This window comes from Pseudoalteromonas sp. NEC-BIFX-2020_002, from assembly GCF_013002825.1.
Taxonomy (GTDB): domain Bacteria; phylum Pseudomonadota; class Gammaproteobacteria; order Enterobacterales; family Alteromonadaceae; genus Pseudoalteromonas; species Pseudoalteromonas neustonica.
Genome location: NZ_JABEPJ010000009.1, coordinates 1 through 16,475, shown reverse-complemented (window position 1 = coordinate 16,475; position 16,475 = coordinate 1). Strand labels below are relative to the sequence as shown.

Genomic DNA, 16,475 nt, shown 5'->3' with positions numbered 1-16,475 from the left:
CTGATTTTTATTGGGCTTTAAATGTTAGTTTTCGAGTTCTATAAGATTGTTTAGCCAAACGCAAACATAAAATAAATTTATGTTTGCTTTACACTTAAAAACTGATTACTATGCGCTCGTTCAATTATTCAGCACTTATCCTAAGTGTTGGGTTCATCAACTAACTGTAAGGGAGAAAATACTATGACATTTACATCAACATCCTTTGCAGGTCTTATCCGATAAGAAACCGGTTACTTAGCTACGTATTTATATATTAAGTACATTTAGGTAAACATTGCGTTTAAACGCGTTCCTTTCGTTTGATTTCAAAATAGATCCAGACCTGCCAATTCGAATTTCGTTTTAATCCTATTTTTCTAATAAAGAAAAAGGAATTGGTATTATGGGCAAATCCGTCCAAAAAATTTCTGAACATGTGAGCCTTATTGCGTCTAAAAATACGTGGATTGAAGGGCTGGCAATACAGCAACTGATCAAAACATCAGAGCTAAATGGTATGCAACGCGTTGCGGGCATGCCTGATTTACACCCCGGGAGAGGTTATCCTATCGGGGCTGCATTTTTTACAACAAACAAAATTTACCCTGCGCTGGTTGGTAACGATATAGGCTGTGGCATGTCACTGTGGCAAACGTCAGCAAAAGTAGCAAAAGTAAATTTAGATAAACTCGCCAAAAAATTTGAACATGTTGAGTTGCCACTTGATGACAGTTGGCTTGCGATTATTCAAAGCCGAAAAGCGGCAAAAAACATAACTGTTAATGGTCATGATCGTACTTTAGGCACCATTGGTGGCGGTAATCACTTTGCTGAATTTCAGGCGATTGATGAAATTTATAATCAAGCCGCTTTAGATGAGTTGGGGTTGAATAAAAAACATCTTCAGCTTCTTGTTCATTCGGGCTCTAGAGGGCTGGGGCAATCAATATTGGTGGATCATATTGCAAAATATAATCACGATGGGCTATGTGAAAGCGATCTAGGTTTCAACGATTACATGAATAAACATGATGAAGCCGTGCGCTTTGCAGAGCTGAATCGTGAGTTGATAGCAATGCGGTTTTTAGAAGCAATACGCGCCAATGGTGAGTGTAGCTTGGACATTAACCACAATTTAGTCTCGCCTAAAAACATTGATGGCCGTGATGGTTGGTTACATAGAAAAGGCGCAACACCAAGTGATAAAGGCTATGTGGTTATTCCGGGCTCTCGGGGGGATTATAGTTACCTTGTAAAACCCATATTAGCAGAGCTAAACGATGATAACTCAGCCATGCTTGAAAACATCAACATCAGTTTATTTTCATTAGCGCATGGCGCCGGGCGAAAGTGGCAGCGTGGTGAATGTCATGGCAGATTAGGTCATAAATATAAGCGTGAAGACTTATACCGAACAGCGTTAGGTAGCCGCGTAGTGTGTGGTAATAAAGAGCTGCTATACGACGAAGCACCCCAAGCATATAAAAAGTGCGAAACGGTTATAAGTGACATGGTTGATGCAGGGTTAATTGAAATTGTGGCTAAGTTACGCCCGATACTAACCTTTAAAACAAATGGAGATTGTTCATCATGATATTACTACAACTATCTGCTGGGCAAGGCCCTGTCGAGTGTTGCAAAGCTGTTGGTTTGGCGCTGAAAACGATTGAAAAACAATGTCGAGAAAAGGGCATCAAGCTCGATATTGTTGAAACCGTTGCGACTAAAGAACAGGACTGTTTTAAATCGGTACTATTACAAGTTGGTTCAGGGCAACTCGATTCAACAACAGCTTATTCAGAAAAGGAAAGCCAAGTTAAGCAATTGGCTCAGTTATGGCAAGGCGCTATGTTGTGGGTATGCCAAAGTGAGTATCGGCCTAAGCATAAACGTAAAAACTGGTTTTTTAGCGGCCAAGTGTACGTTATTGATGAAAGTAAGCTTGATAACAGTGTGACTTTTCAAACCTGCCGCGCGTCGGGTGCTGGTGGTCAGCATGTTAATACCACCGACTCAGCAGTTCGAGCCACGCATACAGAAACAGGTATTTCAGTGCGCGTTGAGAGTGAACGAAGTCAACATGCCAATAAGCGCTTGGCAAGAGCCTTATTGTTTCAAAAGCTCGAAGCAACAAAATTGGACACAATGACGCAACAAGAAAAAGCACGTTGGCAACAACACTGGGAGGTAGAGCGCGGTAACCCAGTAAAAATATTTAACGGTAAAAAGTTTATTTTAAGCCAAGAGCGCTCAGTTAATAAGGGGGACTTATTTAATGAAGGAACATAAAGTCATAAAAGTGCTATTTATTTGTAGCCGTAACCAATGGCGAAGCCCAACGGGCGAGCAAGTATGGAAAAATCATCCCGCGTTAGCTGTTAAGTCTGCGGGTACAAGCCCTAATGCTAATAGAACGGTAAATGCTAAAACTATTCAATGGGCTGATGTGATTTTCGTCATGCAAGAAAAACATAAAAGCCGCTTAAAGGCACAGTTTACTCGACTGTTAGATTACAAAGATATTCATGTATTAGATATTCCTGACGAATACCAATACATGGATAACGCATTAGTCGAAATTATGAAGCAATCAGTGGGCAGCTATTTAGGTCTCACTTAAAGAATATTGATAGATATACGAAAGCGACCCTAAATTACAAGGGCGCTTTTTATTTTAGAATAATGTGGAGCCTGCAATTTTCCGGAGTGCAAATTTACCGCGTTCAGCAACGGGAGAAGCGTGATCCAATGATAGTTGTTCAGCAAGTTGTATTGATTCATCGCCTAAACTATCTAATTCTCTAATTAACACTTCAGCAGCTACGCGCCTCACGATTGAAGATCGATCGCTGGCTGCGGATTTAAGCAGCGGAACAAGTGGTACTTGAATTGTCAAATACCGCTGTGCAATAACTGGCACTTCACGACCCTTTGACTCATACCGAAAGTAATATTGCCAATACTGAATAAAGGATAAATTCATTTTAATTTAGCTAGGTGCTAAAGAGAGCTTTTTAAGATAAAACAATTTACCATTTAACTTTTTATTATCAATAGAAATTACGATTTAGATATTGCTAGGGCGTGTCGACCTTTCATTATTGATTTTGCAGTAGTATGTTTGGTATCTAGGCAAGGCAGAGCCTATGTAGTGTGGTTGTTCCCCATAAATAGGCGATAACGCAGTATAAATGCCAAACATGCGCTGCCCAAAAGGTTCTTCCTAGATTGAACAAATTTCAATCCATAAAGGTCAACACGTCCTAGGTTTTTCTATGGGCCCGTTTATATTTAGCTTGATATTCGCGGCGCTGCTTTGTGATTTCATAAAGGACTATGCCGGTAGTCGTTGCTAAATTTAGGCTCTCAATCATACCGAACATGGGAATTGAAATGCAAAACTCACTGTTATCTACAACTGTATCACTTACACCTCGTGATTCGTTACCAAACCATACAGCTAATTTCGGTTGAGTATAATCCGCCTCATGGAGGACATGGTTTTTCATTCCCTTGATATGAGGTGAAGTTATTACAGATACAAACCGATTGTTTTGCAGATGCGCTAAGCATTCTTCAGTACTATTAAAGCGCTTAACAAAAGTCCATTTTGAAGCTGAGACAGATATTCTGGATAGTGACTTTCGCCCTCTTAATTCTTCCCAATCATCAGGCAAAGAATGCCGAGAATCAACGACATAAATCTTTTCAACACCAAGCGCATTTGCATTACGAATGACTGCGCCTATATTTTTAATATCCATAGGGTTTTCTAGAACAGCGATTAAGTTTTTACATTGATATGCTTTAATTTCATCTGCTCTTTGGCGAATAGTACTCTTTGAATCATTCATATCTCAGCTTTCCCAAACGAGTTTAATGTTTATTTAATTTAAGTAATATTTAGTTGGACTCAAGCACTTCAACAAAAAGTTGGTTTAATTCTTCAAAATCAACAGATCTTTTTTCAAATTTTGATGTGTAGTTTTCGTGTCTGGCTAGTTCTGATTCAATGAACTCATTAATTACAGGCACGCTTTTAATATACTCCTTTTCTAAACTGACGCGTTTTGATGCTAAAAGCGCTGATATTGCATTATTAAGCGGGGTATCGTCGGCTACTAATTTACGTAAAGTATCGAATTCGATGGGTGCTGGCTCGTTATATTTTTCAAGCCACATAATTGCAAGCAAAGGCCTTAAAACATAAAAGTACTTTTTCAGAGGTATTTGCTCTTTTTTAAGGTATTCGCGGAAATTGCCTTTAGCCATGTGTAAATAGTGATAAATCCCTCGTGTTGATGATGCGATAAGTGGCATCAATTCGCGCGCTTTTGTTGCAAAATGGTCGTCATCTACATAAACAATGGGTGATTGTAGCCACTCAATAAACGCGGGGTTAGATTTATAAAATAACTTTAAGGCTTTACGAATATCCCAGCCGTTTATATCGATTTCATCGACGATTGGGTATTCAATCACATCGCGTTTATCTTCGAGGTTTACTGCTAAATACCAGTCTGTTGGGTGGGCGTAAATAAATCGCACGTCGTAATCGCTGTTAGGGGATGCGAATCCCCACGCTCGGCTGCCTGATTCTATCGCGTAAAGTACCTTAACATCATGCTCTAGTTCTGCGGCTTTTATTCTGCGCATTATTTCGGCGTGAATATCTTTGTCGATGTGTTTATGTACCGTATTCTCTTTTTTAGTTATTTTCATGGTTTGGTTCTTTATTTTCATTATTCTTAAATTCAGTTAGGTAGTCACGTAAACAGTTTATTTCCGCTTCGCGCATCGCGGTGCCAATATGTGGGCCGCTTTTACCTTGTGAAATAGCACGTTGTACTATGGCTTTTTTATCGAGTTGATTTAGTGCGTTTAATAGCGACTGTGCAAATTGTAATTGCGGATAGTCTTTATTTACAAAAGTCTCACCTCTGCCTTGTGCATCACACAAACAAGCTTGAAGAAACTGTAAAAAACGGTGTGGATGGACTATTGCATTCATTTTTTCAACAATGAGTTTGTGTACTTTTTTAGGTGTTAGCTCAAATAACGTGTGACAGCGGGTGTGGTTATCACTTGTTAAAACTGCCAGTGCTTTGAATTTATTAGGTACTTTTAAGCGTTCGCAAAATTCATTAATTATTTTAATGCCTATTTGCTCATGGCCGCGTAAATTCCCATATTGCTGATGGCAATAGGCTTTGCCAAAGTCGTGGGTGAGGGCAGCAAAGCGTGTTTCAACATCAAACCCTAAGTCAGCAGCTCGCTTTAGTACCAGCATAGTATGAATGTAAACATCACCTTCAGGGTGGTGCTTTTCAGGTTGAGGGATGCCTTGCATAGATTCGATTTCAGGAAATAGCGCTAAGCCATTAAGCGCTTGAAAAAATAACTGGGGGTGTTTCTCGCTCAATGCCTTTTCGGTTTCATTCCATACACGTTCGGGCACTAAATGCGCAAGTTCGCCGCTTTCTTTTAGTTGCTTCATAAGTGCTTGAGTGTCTGGGTGGATTGACCATTGCTCACCAAAACGGGCAAGAAAACGCGCAATGCGCAATACGCGCACGGGGTCCTCTGCAAAGGCGTCGGTGGTGTGCCTGAGTATTTTATTTTTTAAATCAGTTTGGCCATTAAAAGGGTCGATAATGCTGCCTTTAGCATCCATTGCCATTGAATTGATGGTTAAATCGCGGCGGGCTAAATCTTCTTCTAACGTTACGGATGTGCTGGCATCCACTGTAAAGCCGCAATAACCTTTGCCGCTTTTTCGCTCGGTGCGGGCTAGGGCGTATTCGTCTTTAGTTTTTGGGTGCAAAAAAACGGGAAAATCACTGCCAACAGGCTGATAACCTAATGCGATTAAAGTGGCAGGTGTTTCGCCTACTACAACATAGTCTTTGTCTTTTGATTGCCGGCCAAGTAATGAGTCTCTCACTGCGCCGCCCACTAAGTAAACTTTGTTTAATTTATTATTCATTACCTTACCGTTGTATTTATTATCCGAATTTAGGTCGTTTAAGTCTTTTGTAATAGCGAAACATGCCACAGGGACTCTGTTAGTTGCTTTAACTTTATCTCCTTTCCTAATATATGTTTAATAACATTTATATTGGTTAGTGTATGTAGGCTTGGTTTCGTTGTTGTAAAACTGCCGCTGCCCGCCAATGCAATAGGAAGTAACAGTTGATCGGCTAAATGTTCTTCAACGGCGGCCTGGGATTGAATAAATGCATTTACTCTTCCTGCTGCGCGTTTTGCTACATTTTGGGCTGATAATCCTTTTTCACCCGTCACTTCAAACACAGTACGATGCGTTTCACTATCAATACCTAATTGAAAGCTGTTACCCGGTCCTGGGGTGATCACGTTTTGCACATGGCTTGGTGCATCTTGCCAATTGAGTACTTTTTTAGCCGTGTTTATTTCGCGCTGCCCTATGCTCGAGGGGAGTGAACTTACTAGTGCCGTTAGTGAGCAGTTACTGATGTTTTTAGCAAGGTCAGAACCGGCATCAGTTAATTGAATGGGCGTAAAATTAGTTGCTGGTTGAATGCTAATTTGCCATTTTCCGCCGCCCGCAGGGTAAAATCCAAGTGCTGTTGTTTTAACGTGGCAGTTAATGCCCATACGTTTGAGTATGGGTAAAAATGACTGCTCTAAAAAACTCAAAGAAGGTGACATGCCGTTATGTGTGCCCCCTTCAAACGTCACGGTTGAGCTGCTTTGCGCCAGTGCCAACACGGGTAAAATAGTCTGGCATACTAGTACCGTGCTGCCTGCACTCCCAATAGCAAAATGAAAGTTACCTGCTTTTATTTTGCCCGGCGAAAAGCGAATATGCGTTGAACTAAGTTCAACGCCTTCTACGCTGGCATCGCATATTTCTTGTGCGGCCAAAACAGATGTAAGGTGTTGGCGTAATAAGCCTGTTTTGTTTCTGCCGGCTCTAATACTGCAAAGCTCAATATTTTGCCGGGTTAGAATCGAGAGTGTTAGGGCAGTTCTTAATACTTGGCCGCCGCCTTCACCTTGTGAGCCATCTATTTTTATAAATTGTGTGGTCATATTTATCCTTTTACACAGACAATTTGTTTTAAGGTATATACCACCTCAACCAAGTCTTTTTGTGCTTCCATTACTTTTTCAATATCTTTGTAGGCATGAGGAATTTCATCAATGACTGATGCATCTTTTCTGCACTCTACACCTTGTGTGGCGGCTATTTGATCTTCAACGTTGTACACCTTTTTGGCTTTTGTTCTAGACATAACACGCCCAGCACCATGGCTGCAGCTGTTAAAGCTTTCAGGGTTACCTAAACCTCTAACAATAAAAGAGCGTGCGCCCATATTGCCAGGAATAATGCCCATTTCGCCTTTTTCTGCTCTTACGGCGCCTTTGCGTGTTACAAAACAGTCTTTACCAAAGTGATGCTCACGCGAAATATAATTATGGTGGCAATTAACCGCGAGCTCATGGGTTGAGAACACAACAGGTATTTGTTTACGTAATGCGGCTATGGCATTAAACATCATAATTTCACGGTTTTTGGCAGCAAAATCTTGCGCCCACTCAACGGCTTCAACGTAGTCATCAAAAAAGTCACTGCCTTCTTCAAGGTAGGCTAAGTCCATATCGGGTAAGTTAATTTGATGACGCTGCATTTCTTTTTTAGCTAACTCAATAAAATACGTACCAATGCGGTTACCTACGCCACGGCTGCCAGAGTGGAGCATGATCCATACGGCATCATGTTCGTCTAAACACAGCTCTAAAAAGTGATTACCCGTACCCATAGTGCCTAAATGGTTAACGTTGTTGCTCTTTTTTATTGCAGGGTGTTTTTCACAAATACGTTCAAACCGTGCTTGTAGCTTTTGCCATTCACCCGCAACTATATCGGGAATGTTATGCCATGCACCTCTGTCAGCTTTGCTTCTATTGCTGGTTCTACCATGGGGAACTGCTGACTCAAAAGCATGCCTAATCGCCAGTAAATTATCAGGTAGTTGGCTTGCGGTTAAGGTGGTTTTAGTGGCCACCATACCACAGCCAATATCAACACCAACTGCTGCTGGAATAACCGCATTAACAGAGGGGATAACACTGCCAATGGTTGCGCCTTTACCTAAGTGTACGTCTGGCATTACGGCAATATGCGAGTGTACTAAGGGCATACGTGCAATATTGTTGAGTTGCTGTTGGGCTTGCTCTTCAAACGGCACGCCTTTGGTCCACGCTTTAATTGGTACGCTGCCTTGGTTTTCGATAACGTTATAATTTTTACACATTTGTTTTTCCTTGATTCTTTTTATTGTTGTTTTTATTGAGAATAGCGCTAGCTGGTTAGGCTATTTTTACTACACCATTCATTAACCCTTCTAAACCGCCATACACGGTTAGGTTGTTTATTCGCTCAGCTACTTTTTCTAACGCTTCCAGTTCTTTTAAGCGCATTAGTGTTGGGTTGTTTTCAATCACCTTGGCCGTGTTGTGCAAGCTTCTGGTGGCTGATGTTTCTTCGCGTCTTTTTATTACATTGGCCTCAGCTGCTTTTTGCGCTTCAACCACTTGGTTTAGTATTGTTTTCATCTCGCCTGGCAAAATAATGTCTTTTACACCAACGTTCGCAAGGGTGATGCCAATGTCTGTTAAAGACTGTGCAACTAGCTCTTTTACTGTTTCATTTACGTACAATTTATCCAACAGGATATCATCGAGCGATTTTGTGCCAACGGCTTCACGTAATGCTAACTGCAAAGCTTTGTAGACAAAGTCATTCACATTATCAACGCTTCGCGCTGCAAGCTGAGCGTCATGTACTTTAATGTTGGCACTTAAATTAATGCGCAAGCTTACGCGGTCTTTACTTAGGATCTCTTGCCCTGAGATCTCGAGTAACTGGGTTCTGCAATCAAACGTTTTTAATTCAATCTCGTGGTTAAATTGCCAAAAACCATAATGACCAGGTGTGAGTTGTTTTAATAGTTGGCCATCTACATACAGTAAACCAACGTGTTCTTTTGCTACGTGTAAATCAGCAATTGGTTTAATCGCAACGGTACGCTCACTTTTAATTAAACGTGACGCTGTGTTTGCACCAGCTCGGTTAATTAAAAAAAGCACTTTATCGTCTAAGGTTATCTCTTCATCGATTGATATTTTCTCTAGGCGAATATCACCAGCATCTTGCCATAGGTATAATTGCTCGCTGGGTGCCACTATGCCTTCAAGTAAATCGTTAATGTACAGCAAGCCCACTTCGGTGTTATTTAACTTGCAGTGGAAAATATGCTCGCTTAATTGCGGACTATTTCGGTATAGCCTTTCGGCATTTTTCTCTGAAAAATAAAGGGCGTTTATATCAAAATAATCAAATGATAATTCATTCTTAAAATCCCAAAACGTATGTTTGCCAGCTGTGAGCACATTAATGAGCTGTTGATTTTTGTACACTAGCACTCTTTGGTTTTCAGTGATCTCTACTATTTTTTTAAATAATTTTTTGCTTAACATTTTAAATTCCTTATTGTTTTTACTCCCCTTAAATTAAGGGGTTAGTAAGGGTTAAATACTTTTTTGATAAAAGCTCAAAACGAGATTGCGATGGGGAGCATCCGGCTTGCCAAGGCTTATTCGTGTTAGGCGTTTATCAAGCAGTGGTACTAACTACTTACTAACGTATTTATATTTATGTTTAGGGTGGGATTTGAACCCACAACAAGCGGTATACCGCTGTTTATCCAATTGAATTACCTTAAAAGGGTATTATTAAGGAAGGATTCGAACCTTCGCACACGGCACTGAGCCGTTGCTCTACCTCTGAGCTACTTTAATAGATGTTTGATTAGGAATACGCGGCAACAGTGTTGAGCGCACCAGAGTGACTTTTTGAATCACATCCAATTAATCAGACTCCTATGTAGTTACAAGTCACGTGCCAAGTGTATTTAAATGTTTGCTTTTATTTTTAAGTTGTTGTTTTAATGAATTTAAATTATTTACATCACCGTTTTTGATTATTAAGCTTGATTGGTTTTTTGTTGTTATGTATTGTTTTTAGATATTAAGGTTATCTATATGGATATAAAGTGAAAGACACCGTTGTCGTTAGTTTAATTGGTACACAGTTAGATTATGTAGGTAAAAGATCTGATAGATGGGCCAAGTGGCGGCCCAACGTAAGTTTGTGCAGTCAAGATGATCTAATCGTTAACCAGCTGCATATGCTGCATGATAATCACAGTCACCGCCTTGCTAATAATGTTGCAGTGGATATTGAGTCTATCTCGCCTGAGACGAATGTTAAGTTGCATCAACTTAATTTTAGTGATCCTTGGGATTTTGAAGAAGTGTATGCAAAGCTGTTTGATTGGTGCCAGCACTATACTTTTGATACCGATAAAAATGATTACTTATTTCATATCACAACAGGTACGCATGTTGTGCAAATATGCAGCTACTTGCTTACAGAAAGCCGCCATTTCCCAGGGCGTTTGATTCAAACATCACCGGATCACAATAACAATAATAAATCGATAGGACGTATACAGGTCATCGATCTGGATTTATCCAAGTATGATCAATTAGCAACTCGGTTTGATGTAGAGCATCAGCAAGGTAAAGAGTTTTTAAAAGGCGGGATAGAAACTAAAAACGTCTTTTTTAATCAGCTGATCACGCAAATAGAAAAAGTAGCAATTCGCTCGCACGACCCAATGCTTTTAACCGGGCCGACTGGGGCGGGTAAAAGCCAGCTGGCAACCCGTATATTTCAATTAAAGAAAAAACGTTCTATGTTAAAAGGCACGTTGGTATCAGTAAATTGCGCCACGTTAAAAGGTGAAAATGCGATGGCTGCGCTCTTTGGCCACACAAAAGGGGCATTCACTGGCGCGCAACAAGCAAGAGATGGCTTTTTACTGACAGCCCATGACGGCGTGTTATTTTTAGACGAAATAGGTGAGCTCGGTTTAGAAGAACAGGCAATGTTACTCCATGCAATTGAAAATAAAACTTTTCATCCTGTTGGCAGTGATACACCCATACAAAGTAATTTTCAATTAATTGCAGGTACAAATCGTAATTTGAAGCAAGAGATAGCCAAAGGCCATTTTAGAGCTGATTTATTTGCCCGTATTAATTTGTGGACATACGAGTTACCGGCACTTAAAGATCGAAAAGAAGATATTCCTGCAAATATCGATTACGAAGTCGATCTCTATGCTAAAAAAATGGGGCGCCGTGTACAATTTAACAAAGAAGCTAAAAGTACCTTCATTAATTTTGCCACATCAAACGAGGCTCTATGGACTGGCAACTTTCGCGATTTGAGCTCTACAATTACAAGGTTGTGTACTTTGGCGGATTCTTCTCGGATCACGGTGGAAGATGTTAACGATGAAATAAAGCGCTTAAAGCAAGCGTGGTATCCTTACAATCAGCAATCATCTTCGAATGTGCTTTTACATTATCTCGAAAAAACTCAGGTCGATACATTAGATGATTTTGATATTAATCAGCTTGGCTATGTGCTTACTATTTGCCAGCAGCACAATAGTATGGCCTCTGCGGGGAGGGAGTTATTTAACGTAAGCCGCACGCTTAAGTCTCAAATAAACGATTCAAGTAGGTTACAAAAGTATTTGAGTAAATTTGGTTTAAAATGGAGTGATATCTCTTCTAAATCAAAGTAACGGTAGTTTAAAGCTATGTAATTTACCCCGATGCTTAATTATTATTTAGCTTAACCAAGGTCAAAAGATAGATTAAGCATTACTAGTTGCGGTTTTAATGTGCAATTAAGTGTTTTGCGATTACTATTTAAGCAGTTGGCTTATTCATTGTTAAAATAAAGGTTTTTGCTAGTGACAAGGCGGTAAAAACTTTTTATACTGCAACCCGCTTTAACCGCTCTTGTGGTTAAACGCTTCAAAATTTAGCGTTAGTTAACTAACATATGCTAATACAAAATGGCCCCTTAGCTCAGTTGGTTAGAGCACACGACTCATAATCGTTAGGTCCCCAGTTCGAGTCTGGGAGGGGCCACCACTTTTAAAGACTTCCAATAAAAATAATTAACAACTCTAAATGCTGTCATTAGGCGCGATGGTTAAACAATAAACCTGAGCTAGTATTCCCTGCTGATGAAAATAAATTCCCCATCAATGTTGATACGCTCTTTTTAACACTTATCTGTATTGAAATAAGCTCGCTGTCTAATTCTTGTTGTAACTCTGCAAGTTTAGTTTGTTGCTCAGTTTTAGACAGGCTTTTGTCAGTTTCAAGGCTCTGCATTTTATTTTGTAGATCTTTAATATTTTTAATCATTTGTTGTTGTGCGGTTTCAGCTGTTTCGTCACTGTCAGTTTTATTTTGAGTTGCTTCATCATCAATGTTTTTAGCCGTTTTAGTCGAAGTTGTTTGTTCTTCCGTGTTATTTGCTTGCTGGGTGTTTGCTTGTGATTGTTTTAAATAATTTGGATCTGTGAGCAGTGATGAGGGTGTTGTTGTTAAGTTCATTGTGCGTCCCGTGCGGCTAAAAATTGACATGTTTTTTATAGTCAAAAGTTAATGCATTAACCGTTCCATATTTAGGGATCGTAGTTGAGGGCGTTCCTGTATCGTGAAAAATACAATACAGGAATAAACTAAATTATGGTGAGGGTACTTCGGCCGTTTGTGGTAATGCTAAAGAAAGTAAGGCGGCTAACGCAATAAACGCGCTTGAGATCCATAAACACGCTTCAAGCCCATATTGCTGATATACCCAACCAGATAAAACAGTGCCTATTAATCTTCCCATGGCATTGGCCATATAGTAAAAGCCCACATCAAGTGACACGCCATCACTATCAGCAAGGCTGACAATTAAATAGCTGTGTAATGATGAGTTAATAGCAAACACAACACCAAATATCAGTAAGCCGATAATAATTGCTGCTTGTATATAAAAATCATAATGCAGCGCTAAGGCTATCAGTGCAGGAATGATGGTTAAGTAGCTAGCCCATAAAAATGCACTACGGCCATTGGGTACTTGCCCTGACTTTTTACCAGTAAAAGCAGGTGCAAATGATTGCACTATGCCATAACCAATTACCCAGCTTGCCATAAAGCCGCCAACCCACCAGTGATCCCAGCCAAATGTTGCAGCCAAGAATACTGGCAGCGCCACTACAAACCAGACATCTCTGGCGCCGAATAAAAATAACCGCGCCGCGGAGAGTACATTAATCGCTTTGCTCTTTGAAAATAACTCACTAAATTTAGCTTTGTTTTTAGCTTTGCCTAAGTCTTCTTTTAACGCGAATAAGCTAAATAGCCATACTGCTGTAAGCATGCAAATCATGGCAAGTATTGCACCATGAAATTCAAGTAGGGTAAGTAGTAAACCACCTAAAAAGAAACCCACTCCTTTTAGGGTGTTTTTTGAGCCGGTAAGTAATGCTACCCATTTGTATAGTTGGCTTTGTTCATCACTGGGAACGAGTAATTTAATGGCACTTTTTGCACTCATTTTATTGAGATCTTTTGCGATCCCAGAAAGTGCTTGTGCTGCCATTACATATAAAATACTTAGCATAGATGTTGGGGCTAATAACATTGCCAAGGCAACAATTTGTAATGCAAGACCAATGTTCATGGTTCTATTTAAACCAAAGCGAGCGCCTAACCAACCGCCGACAAGGTTTGTAATTACGCCAAAGATCTCATAAAACAAAAATAGCATAGCAATACTTAATGGATCATAACCTAATTGATGAAAATACAGCACGATCAACATACGCAGTGCACCATCAGTCAGGGTGAATGCCCAATAATTGCCTGTAATCACCAAATATTGTTTTATTTGCGGTGATAATGACGTAATTAGCCCCATGTTGGTTATTCCTTATCTGCCAAGCCAACTTTTAAAACGAGCTCTGCGGTGCGGTTTGCATAGCCCCATTCATTGTCATACCAGACGTAGAGTTTTACTTGTGTATTGTTAATGACCATGGTCGATAAGGCATCAATAATGCTTGAGCGAGGATCTGTTTTATAATCAACAGAGACTAACGGGCGCTCTTCATAACCCATGATATTTTTAAGTTCATTTTCAGAGGCTTGTTTTAGCAAGCTGTTAACCTCTTCAACCGTGGTATCGCGGTTAAGTTCAAATACACAATCAGTAATTGATGCATTTGTTAAAGGTACACGAATTGCGTGGCCGTTTAATTTGCCTTGTAACTCCGGAAATATATGAGTGATAGCCGTTGCTGAACCTGTTGTTGTAGGGATCAAACTAGTGCCACATGAACGCGCACGACGTAAATCTTTATGCGGCGCATCTATAATAGTTTGTGTGTTAGTTATGTCATGAATCGTAGTGATTGATCCATGTTTAATACCTATTTGCTCTTGGAGCACTTTAACAACAGGTGCGATACAATTAGTTGTACACGATGCCGCAGTAACAATTGGGTAAGTGTCTTTATTATAAAGGTGGTCGTTTACCCCCATTACAACATTTAAAATACCATTTTCTTTTACTGGTGCGGTTACTACAACGCGTTTTACACCTTGATCAAGATAGGCTTGTAATAAGGCTTTGGTTTTAATTTTACCCGAAGCTTCAATAACAACATCACAGTTAGACCAGTCAGTGTCTTGAGTTTTGGTATTTTGTGTAAAGCCAATAGCTTTACCATTAATAACTATTGTATTGTCAGTATGCTCTGCTTCGTGGTGCCATTTACCGTGCACTGAATCAAACGTCATTAAATGCGCAAATGTTTCAGCATTACCTGCGGGGTCGTTAATATGAACAATTTCAATATCGGCCCAATCATACGCTGCGCGCATTGTTAAACGTCCCATACGGCCAAAACCGTTAATACCCACTTTTATAGCCATTGTTAAATCCTTACTTGGTTGTGTATGTGTTTAAGTTTAATTTTAAATGAAACTCTTATTAATAGTCGTTAGCGGCAAAAGCTGACTTTATCTGGGCGGTCATGCATTACAGCTAATCTTTTTAAGTCGTCAATTATTAAAGCAATGTTACTTTCAGTCGTTTGGTTAATGATTGCTTTAGCCCAATCAGGTAAAAACGGGTTGATTTGATAAAATACCCATTGGCCATTCTTTCTATCAGTGATTATGTTTGCTTTCTTTAGTACAGCTAAATTACGGGATACCTTAGGTTGGCTTTGTTCATTTAGCGCTATCATTAATTCACATACGCATAGTTCGCCATGGTAATTGGCAAGCATAAGTGTTTTTAAGCGTATCTCATCCGTTAGGCATTTATAAAAAACAATGGGATCAAAATGCACTGGCTGCGCTTGTTCATTTATAAAAGTATTTTTGGTGAGTTCATCGTGTGTGGTTTGCTCGGTATTGTTTATTACCTTAAGAAACATAATTAAACGATTATTCAATTCATTAATAGTCATTAAAAATGGGTTTAAGCCTGAGCGTGTTTTGGGATCTGGAAGATCCCATGCAAGTTGATTTACTGCATATGGATAAGCACGGCATTCTTGATTAGCTTGATCGCATAACGTAATAACGTAATCAAATTGCCTACTTTCAAAATACTTAATACTTTTTGCAAGTAGTGATGATGTTGGAATAGCAAATGTCTCTAAAGCCAAAAGCGTTCGTGGGTCGATAATGCTTGGTGTAGTACCCGCACTATATACTTCAAACCGCTCATTTGCTTTATGGCGTAGTAGAGCCTCAGCAATTTGTGAACGTGCTGAGTTTTCAGTACATATAAACAGCACGGTTATTTTTGGTTTACAACTGTTAGGCATAAAGAGTGTATCAATCAGGTGTTTTTCAATATTGTATATATGAAATTTCATATATGCAAATGGTTTTGCTGTTTTTTTGTCCGATGTAGTGACTTGTTCAAGTGCACCTTGCTCTAATTACTAAATACTGGCTTAGTTTAGATGTGTTTTCGAACGTTTCGTTTGATATTTGCTCGAACAGTACTTTATTTCAAGTTTTCTTCAAATAACGCTTGCGTAAAATCCGCCGCGCCCTATAATGCGACCCCACTGAGAAGGCAGACAGCAACGCTTAGCGGGGCAAGAGTTAATCAGTGAGTCGAGTAAAACTTGGGTTTGAATTTTTATAAAGTTTAAATTTAAGTGTTGACAAAAAAAATGGAAAGCGTAATATGCGCAGCCCTAGCGAGATAAAGTTTAACTTTAATCGCAACGTTCTTTAACAATATAAAGCAATCATCTGTGTGGGCACTCGTACAGATTGAGTTCTAACAGCCAAGCTACTTCGGTAGTGAGGCAAAAAATTTAGAGTCTCAATGTGATTTCTCGAAAGAGAAACTGAGTGACCAACAGAGTAGTTATTTTTAATAATTATTCGGCACAGTCAATTCAATATCGAAAGATATTAAATAAATTCAGAATTCATTGAGCAGGTTCTTCATTCTTTATTGGATGAGAACAGAAAAAACTTTTAATTGAAGA

15 protein-coding genes and 2 tRNA genes are annotated in these 16,475 nt (G+C 39.6%); 5 read left to right on the top strand and 12 right to left on the bottom strand.

The genetic code is table 11. The features are described 5' to 3' along the window. The first annotated feature begins 385 nt into the window (after positions 1 to 385). From HJP15_RS11450 to HJP15_RS11440, 3 genes are read left to right on the top strand one after another with little or no spacing between them, the layout of a single operon-like run. Positions 386 to 1,576, top strand: a complete 1,191-nt coding sequence (locus HJP15_RS11450; protein ID WP_170173824.1) for an RNA ligase RtcB family protein — start codon at positions 386 to 388, stop codon at positions 1,574 to 1,576. Continuing rightward, positions 1,573 to 2,271 (top strand): peptide chain release factor H, encoded by a 699-nt coding sequence (gene prfH, locus HJP15_RS11445; RefSeq protein ID WP_170173823.1) that lies wholly within the window; start codon positions 1,573 to 1,575, stop codon positions 2,269 to 2,271. Before HJP15_RS11450 ends, prfH begins: the two co-directional genes overlap by 4 nt. Beyond that, positions 2,258 to 2,602: a low molecular weight protein tyrosine phosphatase family protein gene (locus HJP15_RS11440; RefSeq protein WP_197279067.1), complete on the top strand. Its 345-nt coding sequence runs from the start codon at positions 2,258 to 2,260 to the stop codon at positions 2,600 to 2,602. Before prfH ends, HJP15_RS11440 begins: the two co-directional genes overlap by 14 nt. Positions 2,603 to 2,656: 54 nt before the next feature. Here the strand turns inward: HJP15_RS11440 and HJP15_RS11435 are convergent, their stop codons facing one another. The 8 genes from HJP15_RS11435 to HJP15_RS11400 all read right to left on the bottom strand — a co-directional run bounded on the left by HJP15_RS11435 (position 2,657) and on the right by HJP15_RS11400 (position 9,829). Next, complete coding sequence (locus HJP15_RS11435; protein WP_170173822.1) at positions 2,657 to 2,965, bottom strand: hypothetical protein; 309 nt, start codon at positions 2,963 to 2,965, stop codon at positions 2,657 to 2,659. 280 nt (positions 2,966 to 3,245) lie between these two features. Continuing rightward, positions 3,246 to 3,836, bottom strand: a complete 591-nt coding sequence (locus HJP15_RS11430) for a TrmH family RNA methyltransferase (protein WP_170173821.1) — start codon at positions 3,834 to 3,836, stop codon at positions 3,246 to 3,248. 49 nt (positions 3,837 to 3,885) lie between these two features. Beyond that, a complete protein-coding gene (locus tag HJP15_RS11425; protein WP_170173820.1) occupies positions 3,886 to 4,704 on the bottom strand; it encodes a nucleotidyltransferase domain-containing protein in 819 nt (272 codons plus the stop codon). Further along, entirely contained in the window at positions 4,691 to 5,968 is a 1,278-nt protein-coding gene (locus tag HJP15_RS11420; RefSeq protein ID WP_170173819.1) for a multifunctional CCA addition/repair protein, read from the bottom strand. The genes HJP15_RS11425 and HJP15_RS11420 overlap by 14 nt, the downstream gene beginning before the upstream one ends. Positions 5,969 to 6,006: 38 nt before the next feature. Next, complete coding sequence (gene rtcA / locus HJP15_RS11415; RefSeq protein ID WP_170173818.1) at positions 6,007 to 7,056, bottom strand: RNA 3'-terminal phosphate cyclase; 1,050 nt, start codon at positions 7,054 to 7,056, stop codon at positions 6,007 to 6,009. 2 nt (positions 7,057 to 7,058) lie between these two features. Next, complete coding sequence (locus tag HJP15_RS11410) at positions 7,059 to 8,282, bottom strand: RtcB family protein (protein WP_170173817.1); 1,224 nt, start codon at positions 8,280 to 8,282, stop codon at positions 7,059 to 7,061. Between the two features lie 55 nt (positions 8,283 to 8,337). Beyond that, positions 8,338 to 9,507, bottom strand: coding sequence for a slipin family protein (locus HJP15_RS11405; RefSeq protein ID WP_170173816.1), 1,170 nt, complete (start codon positions 9,505 to 9,507; stop codon positions 8,338 to 8,340). Between the two features lie 252 nt (positions 9,508 to 9,759). After that, positions 9,760 to 9,829, bottom strand: a tRNA-Leu gene (locus tag HJP15_RS11400). 253 nt (positions 9,830 to 10,082) lie between these two features. Here HJP15_RS11400 and rtcR point away from each other — a divergent pair. Both rtcR and HJP15_RS11390 read left to right on the top strand, forming a co-directional pair. Further along, the gene (gene rtcR / locus HJP15_RS11395) at positions 10,083 to 11,687 is read left to right on the top strand and encodes an RNA repair transcriptional activator RtcR (protein ID WP_170173815.1); all 1,605 of its coding nucleotides are present in this window, start codon (positions 10,083 to 10,085) and stop codon (positions 11,685 to 11,687) included. Between the two features lie 278 nt (positions 11,688 to 11,965). Beyond that, positions 11,966 to 12,042: transfer RNA gene (locus HJP15_RS11390), tRNA-Ile, on the top strand. Positions 12,043 to 12,090: 48 nt separating this feature from the next. Here the strand turns inward: HJP15_RS11390 and HJP15_RS11385 are convergent. From HJP15_RS11385 to HJP15_RS11370, 4 genes are all read right to left on the bottom strand, one after another. Continuing rightward, entirely contained in the window at positions 12,091 to 12,513 is a 423-nt protein-coding gene (locus tag HJP15_RS11385; RefSeq protein WP_170173814.1) for a hypothetical protein, read from the bottom strand. 133 nt (positions 12,514 to 12,646) lie between these two features. Then, positions 12,647 to 13,873, bottom strand: coding sequence for an organoarsenical effux MFS transporter ArsJ (arsJ, locus tag HJP15_RS11380; RefSeq protein ID WP_054204809.1), 1,227 nt, complete (start codon positions 13,871 to 13,873; stop codon positions 12,647 to 12,649). A 5-nt stretch (positions 13,874 to 13,878) separates the two neighbouring features. Beyond that, positions 13,879 to 14,889, bottom strand: coding sequence for an ArsJ-associated glyceraldehyde-3-phosphate dehydrogenase (locus tag HJP15_RS11375; RefSeq protein WP_054204808.1), 1,011 nt, complete (start codon positions 14,887 to 14,889; stop codon positions 13,879 to 13,881). Positions 14,890 to 14,957: 68 nt separating this feature from the next. Further along, complete coding sequence (locus HJP15_RS11370) at positions 14,958 to 15,845, bottom strand: metalloregulator ArsR/SmtB family transcription factor (RefSeq protein WP_231659011.1); 888 nt, start codon at positions 15,843 to 15,845, stop codon at positions 14,958 to 14,960. Positions 15,846 to 16,475 lie beyond the last annotated feature (630 nt).